The 20,355-nt window shown below is 45.5% G+C and carries 20 protein-coding genes; 14 read left to right on the forward strand and 6 right to left on the reverse strand.

Annotated elements, in window-relative coordinates; all coding sequences use genetic code 11:
• Window positions 1–309: 309 nt before the first annotated feature.
• From MiSe_RS25320 to cax, 5 genes are all read left to right on the forward strand, one after another.
• Entirely contained in the window at window positions 310–675 is a 366-nt protein-coding gene (locus MiSe_RS25320; protein ID WP_226585936.1) for a photosystem I reaction center subunit IV, read from the forward strand.
• 3 nt (window positions 676–678) lie between these two features.
• Window positions 679–1,587, forward strand: coding sequence for a DNA-formamidopyrimidine glycosylase (locus MiSe_RS25325; protein ID WP_226585937.1), 909 nt, complete (start codon window positions 679–681; stop codon window positions 1,585–1,587).
• 134 nt (window positions 1,588–1,721) lie between these two features.
• Entirely contained in the window at window positions 1,722–1,937 is a 216-nt protein-coding gene (locus MiSe_RS25330) for an NAD(P)H-quinone oxidoreductase subunit O (RefSeq protein WP_226585938.1), read from the forward strand.
• 2 nt (window positions 1,938–1,939) lie between these two features.
• Window positions 1,940–2,899, forward strand: a complete 960-nt coding sequence (gene mdh, locus MiSe_RS25335) for a malate dehydrogenase (RefSeq protein ID WP_226585939.1) — start codon at window positions 1,940–1,942, stop codon at window positions 2,897–2,899.
• A gap of 143 nt (window positions 2,900–3,042) precedes the next feature.
• A complete protein-coding gene (gene cax, locus MiSe_RS25340) occupies window positions 3,043–4,128 on the forward strand; it encodes a calcium/proton exchanger (protein ID WP_226585941.1) in 1,086 nt (361 codons plus the stop codon).
• A 68-nt stretch (window positions 4,129–4,196) separates the two neighbouring features.
• On the opposite strand, the gene MiSe_RS25345 is transcribed toward cax, so the two are convergent.
• Window positions 4,197–4,877, reverse strand: coding sequence for a Uma2 family endonuclease (locus MiSe_RS25345; protein ID WP_226585943.1), 681 nt, complete (start codon window positions 4,875–4,877; stop codon window positions 4,197–4,199).
• 469 nt (window positions 4,878–5,346) lie between these two features.
• Here MiSe_RS25345 and MiSe_RS25350 point away from each other — a divergent pair, with 469 nt between their 5' ends.
• The 4 genes from MiSe_RS25350 (at window position 5,347) to MiSe_RS25365 (ending at window position 10,341) form a co-directional block, all read left to right on the forward strand.
• Window positions 5,347–5,589 carry a hypothetical protein gene (locus MiSe_RS25350; RefSeq protein WP_226585945.1) on the forward strand — a complete coding sequence of 81 codons (243 nt, stop codon included), beginning with the start codon at window positions 5,347–5,349 and terminating at the stop codon, window positions 5,587–5,589.
• 450 nt (window positions 5,590–6,039) lie between these two features.
• On the forward strand, window positions 6,040–6,735 hold the full coding sequence (locus MiSe_RS25355; protein ID WP_226585947.1) for a hypothetical protein: 696 nt from the start codon (window positions 6,040–6,042) through the stop codon (window positions 6,733–6,735).
• Between the two features lie 58 nt (window positions 6,736–6,793).
• Window positions 6,794–8,692, forward strand: a complete 1,899-nt coding sequence (locus tag MiSe_RS25360) for a P-loop NTPase fold protein (protein ID WP_226585949.1) — start codon at window positions 6,794–6,796, stop codon at window positions 8,690–8,692.
• Between the two features lie 239 nt (window positions 8,693–8,931).
• Window positions 8,932–10,341: a DUF1802 family protein gene (locus tag MiSe_RS25365; protein ID WP_226585951.1), complete on the forward strand. Its 1,410-nt coding sequence runs from the start codon at window positions 8,932–8,934 to the stop codon at window positions 10,339–10,341.
• Between the two features lie 155 nt (window positions 10,342–10,496).
• Here MiSe_RS25365 and MiSe_RS25370 read toward each other — a convergent pair whose 3' ends face one another.
• Together MiSe_RS25370 and MiSe_RS25375 are read right to left on the reverse strand one after the other, a co-directional pair.
• Entirely contained in the window at window positions 10,497–10,733 is a 237-nt protein-coding gene (locus MiSe_RS25370; protein WP_226585953.1) for a helix-turn-helix domain-containing protein, read from the reverse strand.
• 12 nt (window positions 10,734–10,745) lie between these two features.
• Window positions 10,746–10,991 (reverse strand): helix-turn-helix domain-containing protein, encoded by a 246-nt coding sequence (locus tag MiSe_RS25375; RefSeq protein WP_226585955.1) that lies wholly within the window; start codon window positions 10,989–10,991, stop codon window positions 10,746–10,748.
• Between the two features lie 118 nt (window positions 10,992–11,109).
• Between MiSe_RS25375 and MiSe_RS25380 the strand changes: the two genes are divergently transcribed.
• Window positions 11,110–11,361 (forward strand): peptide ABC transporter substrate-binding protein, encoded by a 252-nt coding sequence (locus MiSe_RS25380; RefSeq protein WP_226585957.1) that lies wholly within the window; start codon window positions 11,110–11,112, stop codon window positions 11,359–11,361.
• Between the two features lie 175 nt (window positions 11,362–11,536).
• Window positions 11,537–11,908, forward strand: a complete 372-nt coding sequence (gene pirA, locus MiSe_RS25385) for an arginine synthesis PII-interacting regulator PirA (RefSeq protein WP_226585960.1) — start codon at window positions 11,537–11,539, stop codon at window positions 11,906–11,908.
• Between the two features lie 123 nt (window positions 11,909–12,031).
• On the opposite strand, the gene MiSe_RS25390 is transcribed toward pirA, so the two are convergent.
• Window positions 12,032–13,408 carry a methyl-accepting chemotaxis protein gene (locus MiSe_RS25390; RefSeq protein ID WP_226585962.1) on the reverse strand — a complete coding sequence of 459 codons (1,377 nt, stop codon included), beginning with the start codon at window positions 13,406–13,408 and terminating at the stop codon, window positions 12,032–12,034.
• Window positions 13,409–13,795: 387 nt separating this feature from the next.
• Window positions 13,796–16,687 (reverse strand): aminomethyl-transferring glycine dehydrogenase, encoded by a 2,892-nt coding sequence (gene gcvP / locus MiSe_RS25395; RefSeq protein ID WP_373872868.1) that lies wholly within the window; start codon window positions 16,685–16,687, stop codon window positions 13,796–13,798.
• A 217-nt stretch (window positions 16,688–16,904) separates the two neighbouring features.
• On the opposite strand from gcvP, the gene MiSe_RS25400 reads away from it, so the two are divergent.
• On the forward strand, window positions 16,905–17,081 hold the full coding sequence (locus MiSe_RS25400; RefSeq protein WP_226585966.1) for a hypothetical protein: 177 nt from the start codon (window positions 16,905–16,907) through the stop codon (window positions 17,079–17,081).
• 105 nt (window positions 17,082–17,186) lie between these two features.
• Here the strand turns inward: MiSe_RS25400 and gcvH are convergent, their stop codons facing one another.
• Window positions 17,187–17,576, reverse strand: a complete 390-nt coding sequence (gcvH, locus tag MiSe_RS25405) for a glycine cleavage system protein GcvH (protein ID WP_226585967.1) — start codon at window positions 17,574–17,576, stop codon at window positions 17,187–17,189.
• Window positions 17,577–17,672: 96 nt separating this feature from the next.
• Between gcvH and MiSe_RS25410 the strand changes: the two genes are divergently transcribed.
• Together MiSe_RS25410 and MiSe_RS25415 are read left to right on the forward strand one after the other, a co-directional pair.
• Complete coding sequence (locus tag MiSe_RS25410; protein WP_226585968.1) at window positions 17,673–18,494, forward strand: alpha/beta hydrolase; 822 nt, start codon at window positions 17,673–17,675, stop codon at window positions 18,492–18,494.
• Window positions 18,495–18,681: 187 nt separating this feature from the next.
• Window positions 18,682–20,316 (forward strand): AAA-like domain-containing protein, encoded by a 1,635-nt coding sequence (locus MiSe_RS25415; protein WP_226585969.1) that lies wholly within the window; start codon window positions 18,682–18,684, stop codon window positions 20,314–20,316.
• The last annotated feature ends 39 nt before the right edge of the window (window positions 20,317–20,355 follow it).

The following is a 20,355-nucleotide window of genomic DNA, read 5'->3' on the forward strand; positions in this document are numbered from 1 at the left end:
AGCTTGCACAGCTATTCACAAAAAGGATGGTTATTCGTATGCGGCATAGACCTTGCCCCTCCTTTCCTCTCACCGCCAAAGGTCGTACCGTTATGGCGGGAGTCTCCAGGAGGGAAGACAGATGAAAACAAAAATATACCTTTAGCGCGATCCTGGCGGTAGTTCTAAATGCTGAATCAGAAAAAAAATCAGCCTTCGGCGTGACCCTGGTGTCAGCCCTAGGGTAGTATGTTGCTCTAGCCTTGAGTTAGTAACCTATAAATCGATTAGCTAATCGGTTAAAAATTCATCATAAAAGGGACGGATCTCATGGCTATTCAACGTGGTTCTAAAGTACGAGTTCTGCGGAAAGAATCCTACTGGTTTCAAGATATAGGAACGGTGGCTTCTGTTGACCAGAGCGGCATCAAATATCCGGTTATCGTTCGCTTTGAAAAGCTTAACTACGCAGGCGTTAATACTAATAACTTTGGTATGAACGAACTCGAAGAAGTGGCAGGAGCGCAAAAAAGCACGCCCGCAGCTTCTGGCGGTTACCAAACCAAACTCGACGCAGGTCGCCGCAAAACAGGTGTTGATATGCCAACCGATGGCAAACCAACTGCTGCACCAGAGTCTGGAGAAGGTAGCTCTGTAGTAGCAGGATCTCCAAATCAAGGAACTGAATCTCGTTAAGTTGTGCCGGAATTACCCGAAGTAGAAACAGTTAAACGCGGTCTGAATCAAGTAACCTTGAACCAGCAAATCCAGGGTGGAGATGTTTTGCTCTCCCGCACCATCGCCCACCCGTTTTCTGCTGTCGAGTTTTTGGCTGGGGTTAAAGATGCTGCAATTGTGCAGTGGCATCGCCGGGGGAAGTATTTGCTGGCGGAATTGGCAGTAGGAGAGGCGGGGACGCGGGGAGGCGGGGAGGCGGGGAGGCGGAGAGAGGAAGAATATGGTTCCATCCAAAATTCTGCGGGGTGGTTGGGGGTTCATTTGCGGATGACGGGACAATTGCTTTGGTTGCATCGCGATGCGCCTTTGCAGAAACATACGCGGGTAAGATTGTTTTTTGGCGAAGATTGGGAGTTGCGGTTTGTAGATCAGCGCACGTTTGGGCAAATGTGGTGGGTTCCGCCAACAGAAGCACCCCAAAATGCGATCGCCGGACTGAAAAAACTGGGGCCAGATCCTTTTTCAGATGGGTTTACTGTGGATTATTTGGTGGAAAAATGGCGCTCGCGTCGTCGTCCGATTAAAAACGCGCTTCTAGATCAGGAGTTAGTCGCCGGAATCGGTAATATCTATGCCGATGAAGCGCTGTTTCTCGCTGGCGTCCGACCAACTACCCTGTGTACGGAATTAAATCGGCAACAAATCGAACGTATAAGAAATGCAATTATCGAGGTTTTGCAAGCAAGTATTGAGGCGGGGGGAACAACTTTCAGTAATTTCCTAAACGTACAAGGTATTAATGGGAACTATGGAGGCGTGGCTTGGGTTTATAACCGCGATCGCCAACCCTGTCGCGTCTGCGGCAGCAAGATTGAGAAATTGAAGTTAGCAGGGCGATCGGCTCATTTTTGTCCCCAGTGTCAGTGTTGACCAAGACGACGCCCAGACGCCCAGACGGGGAGATGCTCTGCGCGACCGTTCTCAAGTGAGAAGCACCCGGTATGATGACAAACCATTTTAAAATGCAAGCAGGTATAGATGAAGAAGTGTTGAAAGAGTGAGCTATGGCAGTCAAAAAGGGCGATTTGGTGCGTGCGGTGCGGGAAAAGTTGGAAAACAGCGTAGAAGCGAAGGCTAGCGATACGCGGTTCCCGCCTTATATTTTTGATAGCAAGGGGGAAGTGGTAGACTTGCGGGGTGACTATGCCCTGGTCAAGTTTGGGAAAGTACCAACCCCAAATATTTGGTTGCGCGTCGATCAATTGGAAGCTTTTAAATGATAATGCCTTCCTCTGTTTGGCCAAACAATTCTCCGGCACGGGTTTCGATTATCGGTGCTGGAAAAGTTGGTAGCACCTTGGCGCAGCGAATTGTGGAGAAGAATATTGCTGATGTGGTGTTGCTGGATGTGGTGCCTGGTTTGGCAGAGGGAATGGCGCTGGATCTGATGCAGGCGCGAGGGATTGAGAGATGCGTTCGCTTCGTTTTCGGGACGAATAATTACGCAGATACCGCCGAGTCAAATGTAGTAGTTATTGCTGCCGGAAGTCCGCGCAAACCGGGGATGAGTCGCGACGATTTGTTGCAGGTTAATGCAAAAATTGTGGTCGAAGCAGCTAAGAAAGCGAACGCACATTCCCCCGATGCAATTTTGCTCGTGGTTACTAACCCGCTAGATGTTATGACTTATCTGGCATGGCAAGCTAGCGGGTTGCCATCTCAGCGCATTGTTGGTATGGCAGGCGGTTTAGATTCAGCCAGATTTCAAGCATTTATTGCTATGGAATTAGGCGTGCCGACTGTAGATGTTAGCGCGATGGTACTGGGAAGTCACGGCGATTTAATGGTACCTTTAACCCGATACTGCACAGTCAGCGGCATTCCGATTACCGAATTAATGGACAATGCAACCATCGAGCGTTTAGTTGAGCGGACTCGTAACGCCGGTGCAGAGATTGTGCATTTGTTGCAGACGGGGGGTGCTTATTTCACCCCTGCTGCTACTACTTGTTTGATGGTGGAATCGATTTTATTTAACCAGTCGCGGTTCATGCCAGCTTCTGCTTATTTGCAAGGGGAATACGGTTTAAAAGATATTTTTATTGGCGTTCCCTGTCGCTTGGGAAGCATTGGCGTTGAAAGCGTATTGGAATTAAATTTAACCGAAACCGAACGCGCCGCGCTCCATGTTTCGGCTCAGTCTGTGCTAAAAAATATCCAGCGTGCCAAACAATTAATGTAGGGTGCGTTAGGCGAAAGCCGTAACGCACCATTGGGTGGCAACTGGGTGCGGGTTTAAATAAACAGTCGATGATTCCATAGATAGTTGCTAAAACCCGCCCCTACATATCTGACCAATTAGCAATTAGCAATTAGCAATTACCAATGACCATCAAAAAAATTATTTCGATTGGATTGTTAGTTTTCATCCCCATTTCGATTGCAGCGGAATATTTAGAATGGGGTGCGCTGACAGTTTTTATCACAGCAGCGCTAGCAATTGTACCCCTGGCAATTTGGTTAAGTACGGCAACCGAAGAAGTAGCTATTGCAGTGGGTCCTTCGATTGGTGCTTTGTTAAATGCCGTGTTTGGTAATGCGACTGAGTTGATTATTGCTTTGGTAGCTTTAAAGGCGGGATTGGTTGATATTGTTAAAGCCAGTATTACGGGAACAATTATCAGTAACCTGCTGTTAGTGATGGGACTTTCGATGCTGTTTGGGGGAGTAAGATATAAAGAACAGGAATTTCAACCAATAGTGGCGCGGGTGAATGGGTCATCGATGACATTGGCGGCGATCGCTATCGTTTTACCTACAACGGTAATCTACACCTCGAATGGCGTTGAAGATGCAGCAATTCGCAATCTTTCCTTAATTGCGGCAATTGTATTAATCGCGGTTTATGCGCTAACGCTGCTGTTTTCTTTGAAGACTCATAGCTACCTATACGAAGTTGGATTGGTCGAATTAGAAACAGAAAATGGCGAAAATACAGAAGCAGAGAAGCCAAATTTAAAACTTTGGTTAGCCGTGTTGGTAATATCAACAATTGCCGTAGCGTTTGAATCGGAAATATTTGTTGGCGCGGTGGAAGAAGCGACCAAAGGATTGGGGTTAACGCCGCTGTTTACGGGGGTGATTCTTTTACCGTTAGTTGGCGGTGCGGCAGAATATGTTACCGCAGTCAGCGTGGCGATTAAAAATAATATGGAACTATCGGTTTCGGTGGCGATGGGGTCGAGTTTGTTAGTCGCTTTGTTGGTGGCTCCGGTTTTAGTTTTGGTGGGGTTTGTGATTGGTCAACCGATGGATTTGAATTTTAATCCATTTGAAGTAGTGGCGGTGGCGATCGCAGTCCTTATTGCCAATTTAATTAGTTTAGACGGACGCTCGAACTGGTTGGAAGGAGTGCTACTTTTGGCAACTTATATAGTTTTAGGAACGGCTTTTTATTTTCATCCGGTTTAGGATTTTGCTGGCTAATTGCTAATAGGTAATTGATTTAACCATTAGCAATTAGCTATTAGCAATTAGCGCTAAATTGTATCTGTATCGATATTCAATTCTCGCAGTTTAGCTGCTAATATTTCCGATTTTTGAGCTAACTGTTGTACTTCTTCTTCCGGCGATAAAACCAACTGTCCTTCTGGAGTGAAGTAGCGCAATTTTCCAGAGTGAATTCCCAGATACAATTGTAACTGGTGACTCCACAACAAACTTTGTGGGTTTGGTTCTATGGGTTGATACTCACCATCGACTAAATGGAATCCAGCAAATTCTAATGTATCGGGGTCGAACCAAAAATAATCGGGGGTGGGAAAGATGTCTTGGTAAATTTGTTTTTTTAATCCTCTGTCAGTGGCGGCTGTTGAGTCAGAAAGGATTTCTATAATTAAGTTAGGATACTTGCCATTTTCTTCCCAAACAACCCAACTTTTGCGGGGTTGCGGATCGGTTCCTAGCACCACAAAAAAATCGGGACCTCGGAAGTCTTCAGATTTTCGCCAATCAGGACTGTAGTATATGGTAAGGTTGCCAGCAGCGTAAAAGTCGTTGCGGTTTCGCCACAACAATTCAAGGCATTGTAGAAGCAGCATTATTTGCCGCAGATGCAAGTCGCTTTCCCAGGGAGGTTCGTTGCTATATAAATCGCTAGGTGGAAAGATAACATCTTTTGGCAAATCTGCGGTAGTTTCTAAATCTTTAGCGAGGGACATATAGCGGATTGCAGTCGGATGAGGTACACCTTGGTTTGTCAAGCGCGCAGCATTAATGCTGCCCGCACACTGCTGGCGCGAAAATTGCTGTACCTAGACTCGCTTGCAATCCGCTGTAACTTGAGGAGAGGAGTGGGTATGAGTCTAGTTTAGCGGAGTGGGATTTAGGCGATTGCTGAATCGGGAAGAATCCAGTGGGATACCTGCTACGGACACCCACTCGCGCTTCCCAAATGGGAGAGCGATACCTGCTACCCACACGCTACCCTTCGGGAACTGCTTCCCAGAACGCGATCCCACTTGCTTGCCAGACGCGATTGCTATTAGTATAAAAAGGATGCTCAAACTAAACTTTCGCGCATCTCTAAATTTAGATAGCAATCTGATACAGAGTGCTAGATAATGCTATGGAAGTCAGTGTAATTGCTGAGGTAGTTAAAGTCCCGTGGCAAGAAATTAAATAACGAATATGTCAGACAGATCAGAAACAAAAACAGGTCTACGCAGCAGTGAAAGTCAATCAACAACTCGCCTGCTTCTAGCATTGTGGGAGTTAGGAGCGCATAAAAGTGATGAGGTGAAAAGGGTAGATTTGACGGAAAAAATTAAACGAACCGGAGAGAAAGCTTCAGATTATCAGAGCATATTTGACAAATGGGAGCAAGAGGGAGCGGACGCATTCGAGATCAAAAACCGCAACAGAGTCATCTGACTGACAGAAAAAGGCGTGTAGATGCTAAGGGAGTCGCTTAATAGTGACGAATTTTTTGAGAGTGCTGCTATGAATTTAGTTTAGCCGACTGGGGTTGGGGCGATCGCTTAAACTGACTCCACCACTGGGGAAAAATCTAGTGGGATACCTGCTATAGACGCTGACTCGCAATTTTCCTGCCATTAGGCATACAGGATACTTGCGCTTCCCACATGGGAGAGCGATACGTGCTAGGCACATGCTGCGCGTGAAGCGAAGCTTTTGCCTCAGGGATACGCACTTGCTTGCCGGATGCAATCTCTATTAGTATAAAAAAGGGACTAAAACTAACCTTTCGTGCATCTCTAAATTTAGATACCCATGTCATTGGGAGTGCTAGATAATGCTAGCATTTTTAGTGGAATCGCTGAGAATGCTAAATTCCCTTGTTCAACAAAGTAAATAACGAATATGTCAGACGCATCAGAAACAAAAACAGGTCTACGCAGCAGTGAAAGTCAATCAACAACTCGCCTGCTTCTAGCATTGTGGGAGTTAGGAGCGCATAAAAGTGATGAGGTGAAAAGGGTAGATTTGACGGAAAAAATTAAACGAACGGGAGAGAAAGCTTCAGATTATCAGAGCATATTTGACAAATTGGAGCAAGAGGGAGCGATCGCATTCGAGATCAAAAACCGCAACAGAGTCATCTTCCTGACAGAAAAAGGCGTGCAATTGCTAAGGGAGTCGCTCAATAATCCCGAATTTGAGTTTGATAGTCAAATTGGCGCCAGAACCGCAAATGCCCTCTTGCGGTGGATGCGGGAGATGGCAAGTTCTGGTAATGGAGCGAGTGCGACGGTAAAAGAAGAGAAGGGAGAGGGAGAGATCGCATCCTACGACGAGTTTAAGTCTGTAGCCTTGGAAGTATACGACAAACTGAACAGCGACTACAACTTAGACGATCTAGTCCCGATTTATCAACTCAGGCGAGAAATTGGAGAACGTGTCAGCCGTTCTCAATTTAATGAATGGCTGCTGGAAATGCAAACTAATGACATTTTCCAACTAATCGGCGGTGAAATGCCCGGTATTACCCCAGAGCAAGTGGAAGATTCTATCAAGACCAAAATTGGCGGAGTGCGTTACTACGCCAAACGCTTATAGTTCTCAAAACCCATCTATTTTGGTTAGAGTTTACTACCTCACACACAAACCACAAACCATGACAAACCTCCAAGAAATTAATGCTGCTCTAGAGCGACAAAACCCCTTTGCCAAGCCTCCTTTTCTTAATGCACAAGATATTTGGGGTAAAGAATTCTTCGATTTTGAAAGTTTAAACTCTCATGCTTCTGATGCTGTATTTAAAGCACTTGAGCAAATTCGTGTGGGTCAATACCCAACCACTTCAATCGCCATCACCGCTCAAGACGGAACAGGTAAAACCCACATTATCAGCCGCATCCGTCATCGTCTACAGTCTCAAGGAGGTGCATTGTTTATTTATGCGAACAAATACGGGAATCTTCAGCAAATTAAACAAGGTTTCCAAACCATTTTAGCTGATAGTCTGGCAAATATTGGTAGCCAAGAAGTTCGGCAATGGCAAGAAATAGCAACAGATATGGCTAATGAGGCATTAAGAGCCGCTAACCCGAACAAAAATAATTTTTCTGCCAAACAGCTAATCCAGAAAATAGAGAATTTTGAAGAAACTAAACCTGAAGAATTTCAGAATTGGCTGAAAAAGCTTACTCAAACATTTTGCAGAATAAAAGATGTTAACAATCCTGATATTGTCAGAGCAATTTTCTGGACACTTTCAGACGAACAAAATCTTTATGCAATCAAATGGTTAGGCGGTCAAGAAATAGCCCAATATAAAGCGAACGAACTTGGATTACCTACACAAAACCAATCTTTCGATGCGGTTATACAAATCCTGAATCTGATTAGTGAATCCAACGAAATAGTTGTTTGTTTTGATGAACTAGATAGTCCAGAAATTGACCATGAAACATCTTTAACCAGAGCGCAAGTTGTCGCTGGGTTAATCAAAGAACTGTTTGAAAATCTCAAGCGTGGGGTTATTCTCAGCGTCATGATGCCCGGTGTTTGGAACAACAAAATCAAAACACTACCAGGGGGAGTGTCTGGTAAGATTTCTGCTCAAGGAAACCCGTTAGAACTCCAATATATGAATGGGGATTCTATCGTCCAGTTAGTGAGTTTGTGGTTAACGGAATATTACAAAGCGAAAAACTTAGTACCTCCTAATCGAATTTATCCATTTACAGAAAGTGAACTCAGGAGTCTGGCAAGCGAAAAACCAACTGTTAGACAAGTTTTGCAGTGGTGCAGAGATAACTGCAACCCTGGCGTAGAACCACCAAACCCAGTTGAAGTTGCTTTTGCTAAAGAACTGGAAGAAAATATGGGAAGTGCTTTAGATGATAATTTCCTCATTGCTAATGCGCTTCTGTTTAGTTTCCAGAGGTTGATCGCTCAAACAGTTGAACGGGTAACAATTGAAGATGTAACGGAGAAAGTGAAGAAAAGAGGTGGCAAGGATGATTACATTAATTTCAAGATAATTGGCAAAGAAAATGGAAAAAATATCAGCATTGGAGTTGCCGTCCTACAATACACTGGCGGCAAAGCTTTAGGCGCGGGATTAAGAAGGTTAAACGATTACGAAACCTTTGGTTTAACTCGCGGTTGTTTGGTTCGTTCCAAAAACAAAAAAATTACTACCCACATGGAAAACAACTATCTTGTACCTCTGGTTAAGCAAAAAGGTGGGGAAGTGGTGCCGTTGAAAGAGGAGGAAGTCAAACCCTTAATAGCGATTCATGCTGTTTATCAAAAGCGTGACGTTGACTATAAGGTGAGCGACTTACAGATTTTTAATTTTATAGCTGAGAAAGGGGTTGAGAAAATGCTAGGAGCTAGTAACCCTTTAATTCAGGAGATTCTCAGCGATCCATCTTATGAAGTTCCTAGCGAGATGATTGAAGAAGAACCCGTATTTTCAGAAGAAGCTCAAGCGGCTGATGTATCTGGTTCGGATAGTATAGAGGAGGGAATTGATAATTTACTCAGTCAGATAAATCAAGGCTGAATTTAACACTGCTTTATCTAATTTTTGGCATAACCCGTCCATATTAAAGCCCGCCAGGGATTCAAACCCCGCCCCTGTTAAAGCCCGCCAGGGGTTCAAACCCCTGGCTAATAGCGAAAGTCCGTTAAAACGGACTGAAAACCCAAGTCTTCCCAGTCGGTTTTAACCGACTTAAGCTAAAAGCCCTTGGATTTAAATCCCTGGCGGGCTGGCGGAATAGCAGATAATAACATAACCATATGACGCGACTCTATCTTGACACTGCAATTAGGCTACCTGCGCCAGATGTTGAAGCATTAATCCAAGGTCGAGCGATCGCTGCTATACCTCAACAATTTCTCGATCCGGGGCGGATATTTGCCCTATATCCTGCTGATGCGGCTAACTCTCCACCAATAAATTCTGAAACAGTCCAGATTAAAGCTTGGGCTAGATGCGAACTTTGCCAAATTTTGGATAAGTCTGAACCTTTAGAATCTTTGTCTCGATTAACTATTTGGACAACAGAAGCGTTAGAAAATATCCTATCCCAACGTCCTTATATTTTTCTGGCCTATTTCCGCGTTTATTTACTACCAGAACCATTAGAAATACCTGCAAACGAGCGGGGTCAATTTGTGGGATTACCCCAAGCAATGAGTGTTTCTGATTCTACCGCAGTGTTAAGCGAACGCACCTTCTCCCAACGCCGCCATCAGCTAGAAAACCGCCTCCCACCCCCGCATCCAGAATTAGAAGAATTACAAGCAGCAGTCGCTCAATTAAACACCCCCGAATCCAAACAATTAGACGAGCAAATCCAAATATTTTTAGGCTGGAAAGAAGCAGAAAATGCAACTGAAGATAATTCAGATTTAGCTTGGATTAAAACCATTACAAGTTTAGGCGATCGCAGCCAAGAACTGGATGAGAAAAAAAGCAACTACCAAGCTGGTACAGATTTTGAAAATATTGTGCGTAAAAGCTTAGAATATTTAGGTTTTACCGTCGATGAAGCCTACAAAGGCGGTGCAGGTGGCTTAGATTTATTCTGCTCAAAACCCTATCCTCTAGTTGGGGAATGCAAAGCCGGAAAAGCCATTCCCAGCCGTACCGCTGAAGAACTAATTAAACTGGGTGGAATGCGTCTGGATGAGTCACAATTTCAAAATGCAGCTAAATTAATTATCGGCCCAGGTAAGCCTTCTAAAGATGTTTTAACAGCCGCACAGAAATTCAAAATTAGTATTATTAATCCTATGAGCCTGCAAAAATTAACCGAATTGCAAGCACAATATCCCGGTTCTGTCAACTTATTTGAGTTGAAGAAATATTTAGAACCGGGACAAATCGATAACAAAATTGACGAGTATGTTGAGAAAGTAGTGAAAGAGGTTAAGCTGCGATCGCACCTCGTTAGTCTAGTCAAAAAATACCTGGAAAATACAGGACTAGAGAATGTTGGGGTTGACGCTTTACACGGTATATATTTCGGATCAAATCCAACTCAGCCATTAAAAACAGAGGAAATGTACGAAATTCTGCTCGAACTTTCCTCGCCGTTGACGGGATATTTGGGACGGAATAAGGGGAGCGATTGGAGGAGCGATCGCTTCTACTTCCTCCGCGACTTGACAGTAGACTTAAACATCAACCCCTCGACTAAGTAAATCAACTGAAAATAGGGCGGGCGAGACGCCCACCCCACAAGAGGCTGAATTGTCTTGTGGGGTGGGCATTCTGCCCGCCCCCCACCCCAGAAGCGGCTGAATTGTCTTGTGGGGTGGGCATCCTGCCCGCCCCATCTTTAACGCAATCATAACGGCTACCGATCCTCAGCAGGTGCAGTCAAGTACAGGCGGATAAAGTCGTCTGCTGCGGCTGGATTAATGCTGTACAGTCCATCCCTGATTTCCAGAATCGTCTCACCACCTGGATCTCTAACCTCATTCACCCAACGGCTGACATTGGCAGCTCTAATCCCCATCACGACTGCTAATCCGTTTTGGCTGATGCCATGAATCTCCAACACCTTTTTAAGGGCTTTGCCTGCTCTTCCCATGCTGAGATTGTGTCACGACTGCTCCCGATCTTGATCTGGAATATCCAAATAAAGCTGAATAAACTCATCTGCCGCCTCTGGGTTAAGAATCATCAGCGCTTTCCTAACTTCATATACCGCCTCAGCTACGGGGTCGCGAATTTCATTCACCCAACGGTGAACGTTCCCTCGTCGAATACCCATTGTCACCGCCAGCCGATTTTGGCTGATTCCATATTTATCCAGCACGTGTTTAAGCGCTTTGCCTGCTCTTCCCATGCCTCAGATTTTGTCAAAGGCTCATGACCAAGTAAATGCCCCCTTAAGGGGACATAAGGTGTAAAATGAAAACGTCTCCCATAGGGGACAATACCGTCTATAACAAAGTAAAAACCCAATGAACAAAAGCTTTTTCTTACAAACCGCGCCAACACCAACCTTTCCCAGCCTTCTGGGTGCGCTGGGCGATCCAATGCCAGGTAAAATACCCGTCCGCATCCTCGTCATCAGCACTCCCTTTGGCGTCAATCAAACGATTCACACCTTGCACGCTCTCCGTTTTGCCGATGTCAGTCTGTGGAGTCCCCTGTTACCCGCACCCAACCCAGGGGAAGTCATGAGTATTTTGACGCGATATCTGACCCTATAAGCGATCGCGCAGAAACCCGGTTTCTCAGAGAAACCGGGTTTCTGTTTCACCCCTTTTGTCATATTTCTTTAACATTTAGCCAAAAAAGCAAAAAACGGTAGCTTATAATACAGAAATAGAGAGAAACATTTATCTCATTACCCCGATTGACATAACTTGACAGGAGACAGACTTTATGAAACTCAGTTATCGCGGCGTCGCTTACGAATACGAACCACCTGCCATCGATATGATCGAAGGCGAAATCGGCGGCAAATATAGGGGACAGCCTTGGAGATGCAGCTATCCTAGACACATACCCGTACCCCAACCGGCACTTGATTTAAAGTATCGAGGGGTTGCCTACAGCACCTATGGGAAAGCGCCAGCAGGTGCGATCCCACAAACCGGCAACCCTGGCAAAGTCTCCCCCGAATTGGTAGAAACTCACCTAGCGAATATCCGCCGCCGCCTAGAACATAGATTGCAAGTTGCCAAAGACTCCGGCGATCAAAAATTAATTCGGATGCTGGAAGCCGAGTCAAAGCAATTAGTGAGATCGCGCTAGTTTTTACTAACGCAAGTTGCTAATTGCTAATTGCTAATTGCTAATATGAGGATTTTCTCTGACATTAACCATTAGCCATTAGCCATTTGCTTCTATTCCTGAGATAACTAGCAACTTGCGTTACTAACTAATTCGTAACTCCTCTACACTCGTGAGTAAATCTTGTGCTACCTTGACAAGATTTTGCAGATTTTCCGATGCTTTCTGTGCGGCTTCTTTTGAAGTATCTTGGGGTTTGAATTCGACTGTTTGAATAGTTGCGGCTAGACTTCGCGCAGTTTGATCCAGTTGCTGCGTATCATCGGTTATCGCGGGCGCTACCACATCCCACTGTTGTTTTACATTCAAGATATCTTCTAAAGACTGTTTGACTTCTTGTGCCAAGTTTGTGCAATCAGTCACTTGCTGAGTTTCAGCTTGCATTGCATTCATTACCGAGGTAATATCATCCTGCATTTGCTTGGTAATCTGTTCGATTTGTTGCAACGATTGCAAAAAACCGTTGCTTAACTGTTGTAAATTGTGAGCAACTTTCGCCATTTGCTTCCCTTTATCCCCCACACCCGTTGCCTCAATCGAAGCATTGAGTGCTAGCAAGTTGATCCGGGAAGCATTTCCAGAAACATCGGCAACATAATCCGAAAGTTCTGGCAAAAATTCCCCTAGTCGCTTGATTTTTGGCGGTGTTGTTCCTAAAAATTCTTGTATTTGTACAATTTGTGCCGCGCTTTGTTGCGCGACTTCATCCCCATTTAACGCCGTGGATGCGGTAACTTCAGCTAATTGTTCCACCTCCCGCCCATTCAGGGCAACCCGTTGTAGCGAATCGGTCATCGCCTCGATAGAATTAACCGCCGGGGTTAGTTGTTGAACTTGCGGTAGCGGGTAGGCGGCGAAAAATTTGGCGATATTTTCGCTATTGGTAACTTCCTGAGCCACTTTTTGGGCGCTAGTCTTGACTTGTCGCACCCTTTCTTGTAATGAAAGTGCAATCAAATTTAAACCGTAGGCGACTACGCCCAATTCCTCTGGCAATTTTGCCCTGGTTGTTACGGTAAAATCTCCGTTTGCCCAACTTTTGATCGCTTCCTCAAGCACAAGTACCTGACGGGTTATATTTTGGCTATCGTATTCCCAGGTTTGCACTTGCCCATCGAAATCGTCCATCATTTTTTCGACGACAACAGCCATTTGGTTAAATTTTGTGGCTAACTGTCCCAATTCATCCTGAGAATAAACCCTAGCGCGGGCTGGGTAATTACCTTGACAAAGGGACTCCATTTGGGATCGCATATCTTTCACCTGTCGCCGCATCCGATTAGATAGATAGCTTTCTAACCCCAGGGAAACGATAAACGACGCAGCACCAGCAGTCCCCGCGATATAGCCTTTTTCAGTCGGATTAAACGCAGCCCCAGGGAGTGTATAAGTAGTGGTGGCGGTGGCTAAAGCCGTTATCCCGCCACAGATCAAAGCATTCCAGAAGGATTGATAAGGCATGGGATGGGAAAATTAATTTGTTATGGTTCATTTTCCATTACACCTCTTGCATCAGCGCCTGGAAATAAATTTCATGGTGTAGGGAAAGTAGAATAATTTTTGGTTTATATTGAAAGGTTATCTAATTTTCCCTACTGGTAGCAGAAACCAGAAGTAGGGACACGGCGTAGAATAATTTTTGGTTTATATTAAAAGATTATCTTATTTTCCCTACTGGTGGCAGAAACCAGAAGTAGGGGCACGGCGTAGAATAATTTTTGGTTTACACTAAAAGATTATCTTATTTTCCCTACTGGTGGCAGAAACCAGAAGTAGGGGCACGGCGTAGAATAATTTTTGGTTTACACTAAAAGATTATCTAATGCCGTGCCCCTACAAAACCCCTACTCAGCTATAAGCCTCCATCGGTAAGCAAGAACAGACGAAATTGCGATCGCCAAACGCACTGTCAATCCGTCCCACTGCCGGCCAAAATTTATACTCCCTTGTCCAAGGTGCGGGATACGCCGCTTGTTCGCGAGTATAGGGATGTTTCCATTCCCCAGCAATTAAACTTTCTGCGGTGTGGGGTGCATTTTTAAGCACATTATCCAGCGCATCGGCTGAGCCATTTTCAATCGCTTCTATTTCTTTACGAATCGCAATCATCGCCTCGCAGAAGCGGTCTAATTCTTCTTTGGATTCGCTTTCCGTCGGTTCTACCATCATCGTACCCGCGACGGGCCAAGAAATAGTAGGGGCGTGGAAACCGTAGTCCATCAGGCGCTTAGCGACATCCTCGACTTCGATGCTGGCGGATTTTTTCAGCGATCGCAAATCCAGAATGCACTCATGCGCCACTAAATTCGACTCGCCTTTATACAAAACCGGGTAGTAAGGTTCTAACCGACGGGCAATATAATTCGCATTCAGAATTGCCACCTTAGTTGCATCGGTCAACCCCGCGCTGCCCATCATGGCAATATACATCCAAGAAATTACCAGAATGCTAGCACTCCCCCAAGGCGCAGCCGAAACCGCACCCATTGACTTCTGTGCGCCCCCCCTTGCTAAGGGGGGGTAGGGGGGGATCCCATGACCGGGTAAAAACGGCACTAAATGGGAAGCAACGCCAATCGGTCCCATACCGGGTCCACCGCCGCCGTGGGGGATGCAGAAAGTTTTGTGCAAGTTCAAGTGACAAACATCAGCACCGATATCTCCTGGACTGCACAACCCGACTTGGGCATTCATATTCGCCCCATCCATATAAACTTGTCCGCCGCAAGCGTGAACGATGTCGCAAATTTGTTTAATTTGTGACTCGAATACCCCGTGGGTGGAAGGATAGGTAACCATCAACGCCGCCAGTTCGGATTTATGCTTTTCGGCTTTATCTTTAAGGTCGTTGATATCAACATTACCAAGGTCATCGCAAGCAACGGGAACGACTTTCATGCCGCACATAACAGCGCTGGCGGGGTTGGTTCCATGTGCCGAGGTAGGAATTAAACAAACGTTGCGATTGCTTTCTCCCCGACTCTCGTGATATTCCCGAATTACCAGCAACCCGGCATACTCACCTTGAGAACCCGCATTTGGTTGCAAAGAAATCCCCGCCAACCCGGTAATTTCTGCTAACCATGTTTCCAATTGCTCGAATAAAACTTGATAACCCCGCGCTTGGGATAGCGGTGCAAATGGATGAATCTTGCCAAATTCAGGCCAAGTCACCGGCATCATTTCCGCTGTAGCATTCAGCTTCATCGTACAAGAACCCAACGGAATCATTGAGGTCGTTAGCGATAAATCTTTTGCCTGCAAGCGATGCATGTAGCGCAAAAGTTCCGTTTCCGAATGATAGCGGTTGAAGATAGGATGGGTGAGGTATTCCGTACTCCTGGCGAGGGATTTTGAACTTTCACTCCCCCCCAAACGATCCCCCTCCTGTCCCCCTTCCAAAGGGGGAAGCCAGCGGATGCTGCGCTTTTTTTCTCCGGGGGTCAGGGGGGGATCCGATGACAATTCTTCTAAGGTAAAGGGAAGTGAAGCCGAACCTGCAAAAATCTCCAATAAGTCTTGCAAGTTTTTTGTTGTCGTTGTTTCATCCAGGGAAATCCCGACGGTTGTGTTATCGAAAACCCGGATATTAATTTGACGCGCTTCCCCAGCTGCTAATATTTCTTCTAAGCTGCGATCGCCCAATTCTACCCGCAAGGTATCGAAGAAGTATTCCGAACCGATTTTATATCCTAACTGCTTTAATCCTGCTGCCAAAATTGCGGTCAGATTATGGATATTTTCGGCTATTTTTTTCAGTCCTGCAGCGCCGTGATAAACCGCATACATACTGGCAATCACTGCCAGCAAAACTTGCGCGGTACAGATATTACTCGTCGCTTTTTCGCGGCGGATATGTTGTTCGCGGGTTTGCAGTGCTAAACGCAGAGCAGTTTTACCTTGAGCATCTTTAGATACGCCGACAATTCGTCCCGGAACTTGCCGTTTATACTCTTCTTTAGTGGCAAAATAAGCTGCATGTGGCCCACCATATCCCATAGGAACGCCAAAGCGTTGCGTACTACCAACTGCTATATCAGCGCCAAATTCTCCCGGTGGTTTTAGCAAGCACAAACTTAACGGATCTGCTGCTACCGTTACCAATGCACCGACGCTGTGCGCTTGTGCGATAAAAGCTTGGTAGTCGTAAATTGTGCCATCGCTGGCGGGATATTGCAGAATTGCGCCAAAAATAGGTTTATCGAAGCTAAAAGTTTGATGGTCCCCCACAATAATCTCAATGCCTAGGGGTTTGGCGCGGGTTTGCAATACGTCGATGGTTTGGGGATGACAATCTTGGGAGACGAAATAACCGTGAGCTTTATTTTTGCAGATGCCATAACTCATCGCCATCGCTTCGGCGGCAGCGGTTGCTTCATCGAGTAAAGAAGCGTTGGCAATTTCCAACCCCGTCAGGTCTATAATCATCGTCTGGAAGTTTAACAGCGCTTCCAGGCGTCCTTGGGCAATTTCTGGCTGATAGGGAGTGTAAGCAGTATACCAACCTGGATTTTCCAGAATATTGCGTTGGATAACCGGCGGGGTGATGCAGTCGTAATACCCCATGCCGACAAATGAGCGGTAGACTTGATTTTTCGAGGCAATTTCTTTTAATTGAGCTAAAGCGGCGTATTCGCTTTGTGCCGGTGGGAGTTGCAGCGGATTCCTCAACCGGATCGACTCTGGCACCGCTGCGTCAATTAAAGCATCCAGGGTATCAAACCCCAATAGTTCCAGCATTTGCTGAATTTTATCCGCTGTCGGCCCAATGTGCCGCCCGACAAAAGAATGAGACACTAGACCTGTTTCTCCTTGTTGCAGATGGGTGGTAGAACCTGGCACAGATTGCCCTCCAGATATGAATAGCTTATTAAGTTTTAACAATTATTTCAGCATCTGGAAGCAAGTAACGAACGAGGAAAGATGCGCTACGCACCTGAAACACCGGAATGATATCATGTCCGCTCGGCTAAGGCATCGTGGCAGGGGCGGGTTGATCGATACAATTCGCTTTCTACCAAACGGGACTGGTAAAACCCGCCTCTACGACGCCATTAACTATCAGGACTTACGCAGCAACTCCAGATATGGTGGAGATGGTGCGTTACACTGCGTTAACGCACCCTACATATAGAGATGTTGCGTAAGTCCTAAATATACGAGTAGAGACATTACATGTAACGTCTCTACTACCGGACTGGATATGATTTCGCCGCGTCGCCGCGTCGCCGCGTCATCCCTATTCCCCTTCCACCAAAGCGCGATACTCGGCAGCAGATAGCGCATCGTCGAGTTCTCCAGGGTCGTCGATGCGAACTTTGAGCAACCAACCTTCGCCGTAGGGGTCTTCTGCTATTTGTTCGGGAGAGTCCATCATCGCTTCGTTGCGTTCGACTACCGTCCCGGAGATGGCAGAATTCAGGTCTTCTACCGCTTTCACGGACTCGATGGTACCGAAGCTTTCTCCCTTGGAAAGCGCCGCGCCGATTTCTGGTAATTCCAGAAATACGATATCGCCTAGCTGATCGACGGCAAAGGCGGTAATGCCAACGGTGGCAATGTCACCATCCAAGCGCACGAATTCGTGGGTGTCTAGGTATTTTAGGTCATCGGGATATTCAAAAGGCATTTTGAAAAGCTCCTCAAACAGCCTTGCTCAGTTTACAACACCCGATCTAAGCGCGATCGCATCTCATTAAAATACAGTTAGATCGCTCCCAACCCGATGGACAAAAAAACCGTTAACAGACTACTCTGGGGAGAGTTTTCCCTAAAGCGGATGATACGTTCTACCATCTTCATCTACGCCTGTTTTTGCACCTGGGCTTATTTTTACACCGACCGGATGATATTTCTGCCCCAACCATCCACCTATGAGGACACGCAAGACATTCTCAAGCTGACAACCGCCAATGGCGTCCAAATCTCGGCAATTTACCTGCCCAATCCCAACGCCAAGTATACTATCCTCTACTCCCACGGCAATGCGGAAGACTTAGGCTATGGTCTGCCTATGTTGAAAGAATTGCGAGATATCGGATTTAGCGTTTTTGCCTACGACTACCAAGGTTACGGAACCAGTCAGGGTACCCCAAGCGAAGGCAATGCTTATAAAGATATCGATGCTGCTTACAATTATCTAACTCAGGAGTTAAAGATTCCACCCAATAGGATTATCGCCTACGGACATTCGGTTGGGGGAGGCCCATCGGTAGATTTAGCTGCTCGTAAACCGATTGCTGGTCTAATTGTAGAAAACACATTTATCACCGCATTTCGGGTCGTCACCCACATTCCCATCGTCCCTTTCGATAAATTCGCCAATATCGACAAAATTAAAAACCTGCGTTGTCCGGTTTTGGTCATGCACGCAACTGCTGACGAAGTAATTCCTTTCTATCACGGTCAAAAACTGTTTGATGCGGCAAACGAACCCAAGCGCTTTTTGTGGATTGAAGGTGCGGGTCACAATAATTTTAAATGGGTTGCGGGGGAAAGATATGTAACAGCTTTGCGCCAGTTTGTGGAATTAGTGAGCAGTCAGTAATTTGTTATCGGATCTTTGATGGCTAAAAACCCGGTTTTTTGGGATAAGTATGCACTTTTAGAGCTAAATTTTGCCAGAAAAACCGGGTTTCTTGGCTGATTGTGAATTTTATCAGAAGTTTTATCTTTCCACATAGCGATCGCCGAGTTTTTATTATAAATTTAATCTAAGTGTTTTTCTGACCGCAATGACCGCTATCCCACATCCCCCAAAAGACATAATCTGCTCAGCTGTAGAATTTCCCGGCGCCCCAATACCCCTTGATTCCCTATTTTACATCGAACGCCCTCCCCTAGAAGCACGCACCTATGCAGAAATCAGCAAACCTGGGGGTTTGGTGCGGCTAAAAGCTCCCAGAAAAATGGGAAAAAGCTCCCTCATGCTACGCATTGCCGATCAAGCTGCGGTTTTAGGCTATCGTACAGTCACCGTAGATTTTCAGCAAGCAGACTCAGCTATTTTTACCAGCTTGGACAAGTTTTTACGCTGGGTTTGTACCAATATTGCTCGTCAACTCGAAATAGAACCGGATTTGGATGATTACTGGGATGAAGACATCGGCAGTAGTTCTAGCTGTTCTATTTATATGAAAGGTTATTTACTCAAGCAAATAACCTTTCCTCTGGTTTTGGTATTGAATGAAGTCAATCGAGTGTTTGAACACCCCCATATTGCCCAAGATTTCTTGCCATTGCTGCGATTTTGGTACGAACAAGCAAGACAAGACAAAGTTTGGCAAAAACTCCGCATGGTAGTAATTCACTCCACCGAAGTTTATGTAACGTTAAATCTGAATCAATCGCCGTTTAATGTAGGACTAGCGCTCAAGCTATCCGAATTTACACCAGACCAGATGCAAGATTTAGCGCAACGGTATGGACTCGATACTGCTTTATTCGAACCATTAATGCAGATGGTAGGAGGACATCCTTATTTAGTACATTTGGCTCTCTATCACCTGAGTTGTCAAGACCTAACTTTAGATAAACTACTGCAAGACGCTCCCACTAACCAGGGAATTTATAGCAACCATTTGCGAAGTCTCTTGGCGACGCTTCAGCAGCGCCTCGAACTAGCATCAGCGTTTAAACAAGTTGTGACAGCACCAGATAGCGTTTGCTTAGACCAGCTGATTGCCGATCAGTTAGACAGTATGGGAGTGGTAAAATTGGCAGGAAATGCTTGTACTGTATCCTGCGAATTGTATCGTCTCTATTTCCAAGCGCAAAACTTAGACGAAGAGCATTTAAAGTCTGTTTCCCGCCTCAAGCAGTTGGAGCAAGAAAACCAAAAGCTAAAAAGTTTAGCTAATGTAGACGAACTGACTCAAATTTTCAATCGGCGATACTTTAATAGTTACTTGCAAGCCGAATGGGAACGAATAGTTAGTCAAGCTTCTCCTCTTTCTATGATTGTGGCTAAAATCGAGCAGTTTAAACTTTACAAAGAAGTTTATGGCATTCCTGCCAGCGATAATTGCTTGGGAAAAGTAGCCCAGGCAATTAGTCAATTCCTGCAACGTCCTGGCGATCTAGTCGCTCGGTATAACAGTGAAGAATTTGCCATTTTTATGCCTGAAACCGATGCAACAGATGCTATGAGAATTGCCGAAAAAATTCTAGAAAGAGTTGAAGATTTAGCGATCGCTTTCCAACCCCCTGGCATGGGAGGTCTGCCAAGCGATGTCATCACGCTCTCTCTAGGAGTAGCTAGCACTATTTCCAATCGGCAAAAAGATGCATCTATACTGATCCAAACTGCTGAAAAAGCGCTGAATCAAGCGAAAAGAGAAGATATGGGTATCTACTTAATTCAATTTTAAATTGGTTAATGGGTAATAGAACAAACAATTACCAATTAC

Origin of the sequence: Microseira wollei NIES-4236 (genome assembly GCF_020521235.1) — a bacterium.
Taxonomy (GTDB): Bacteria; Cyanobacteriota; Cyanobacteriia; order Cyanobacteriales; family Aerosakkonemataceae; genus Microseira; species Microseira wollei.

Coding starts and splice junctions, on each gene's coding strand:
- gcvH (WP_226585967.1), bottom strand. CDS start 17,576: ATGCCTTTTGAATATCCCGATGACCTAAAATACCTAGACACCCACGAA.
- pirA (WP_226585960.1), top strand. CDS start 11,537: ATGAAACTCAGTTATCGCGGCGTCGCTTACGAATACGAACCACCTGCC.
- cax (WP_226585941.1), top strand. CDS start 3,043: ATGACCATCAAAAAAATTATTTCGATTGGATTGTTAGTTTTCATCCCC.
- MiSe_RS25380 (WP_226585957.1), top strand. CDS start 11,110: ATGAACAAAAGCTTTTTCTTACAAACCGCGCCAACACCAACCTTTCCC.
- mdh (WP_226585939.1), top strand. CDS start 1,940: ATGCCTTCCTCTGTTTGGCCAAACAATTCTCCGGCACGGGTTTCGATT.
- MiSe_RS25400 (WP_226585966.1), top strand. CDS start 16,905: ATGTCCGCTCGGCTAAGGCATCGTGGCAGGGGCGGGTTGATCGATACA.
- MiSe_RS25360 (WP_226585949.1), top strand. CDS start 6,794: ATGACAAACCTCCAAGAAATTAATGCTGCTCTAGAGCGACAAAACCCC.
- MiSe_RS25365 (WP_226585951.1), top strand. CDS start 8,932: ATGACGCGACTCTATCTTGACACTGCAATTAGGCTACCTGCGCCAGAT.
- MiSe_RS25415 (WP_226585969.1), top strand. CDS start 18,682: ATGACCGCTATCCCACATCCCCCAAAAGACATAATCTGCTCAGCTGTA.
- MiSe_RS25410 (WP_226585968.1), top strand. CDS start 17,673: ATGGACAAAAAAACCGTTAACAGACTACTCTGGGGAGAGTTTTCCCTA.
- MiSe_RS25350 (WP_226585945.1), top strand. CDS start 5,347: ATGTCAGACAGATCAGAAACAAAAACAGGTCTACGCAGCAGTGAAAGT.
- MiSe_RS25390 (WP_226585962.1), bottom strand. CDS start 13,408: ATGCCTTATCAATCCTTCTGGAATGCTTTGATCTGTGGCGGGATAACG.
- MiSe_RS25355 (WP_226585947.1), top strand. CDS start 6,040: ATGTCAGACGCATCAGAAACAAAAACAGGTCTACGCAGCAGTGAAAGT.
- MiSe_RS25375 (WP_226585955.1), bottom strand. CDS start 10,991: ATGGGAAGAGCAGGCAAAGCGCTTAAACACGTGCTGGATAAATATGGA.
- MiSe_RS25330 (WP_226585938.1), top strand. CDS start 1,722: ATGGCAGTCAAAAAGGGCGATTTGGTGCGTGCGGTGCGGGAAAAGTTG.
- MiSe_RS25370 (WP_226585953.1), bottom strand. CDS start 10,733: ATGGGAAGAGCAGGCAAAGCCCTTAAAAAGGTGTTGGAGATTCATGGC.
- MiSe_RS25320 (WP_226585936.1), top strand. CDS start 310: ATGGCTATTCAACGTGGTTCTAAAGTACGAGTTCTGCGGAAAGAATCC.
- gcvP (WP_373872868.1), bottom strand. CDS start 16,687: ATGCTGGAACTATTGGGGTTTGATACCCTGGATGCTTTAATTGACGCA.
- MiSe_RS25345 (WP_226585943.1), bottom strand. CDS start 4,877: ATGTCCCTCGCTAAAGATTTAGAAACTACCGCAGATTTGCCAAAAGAT.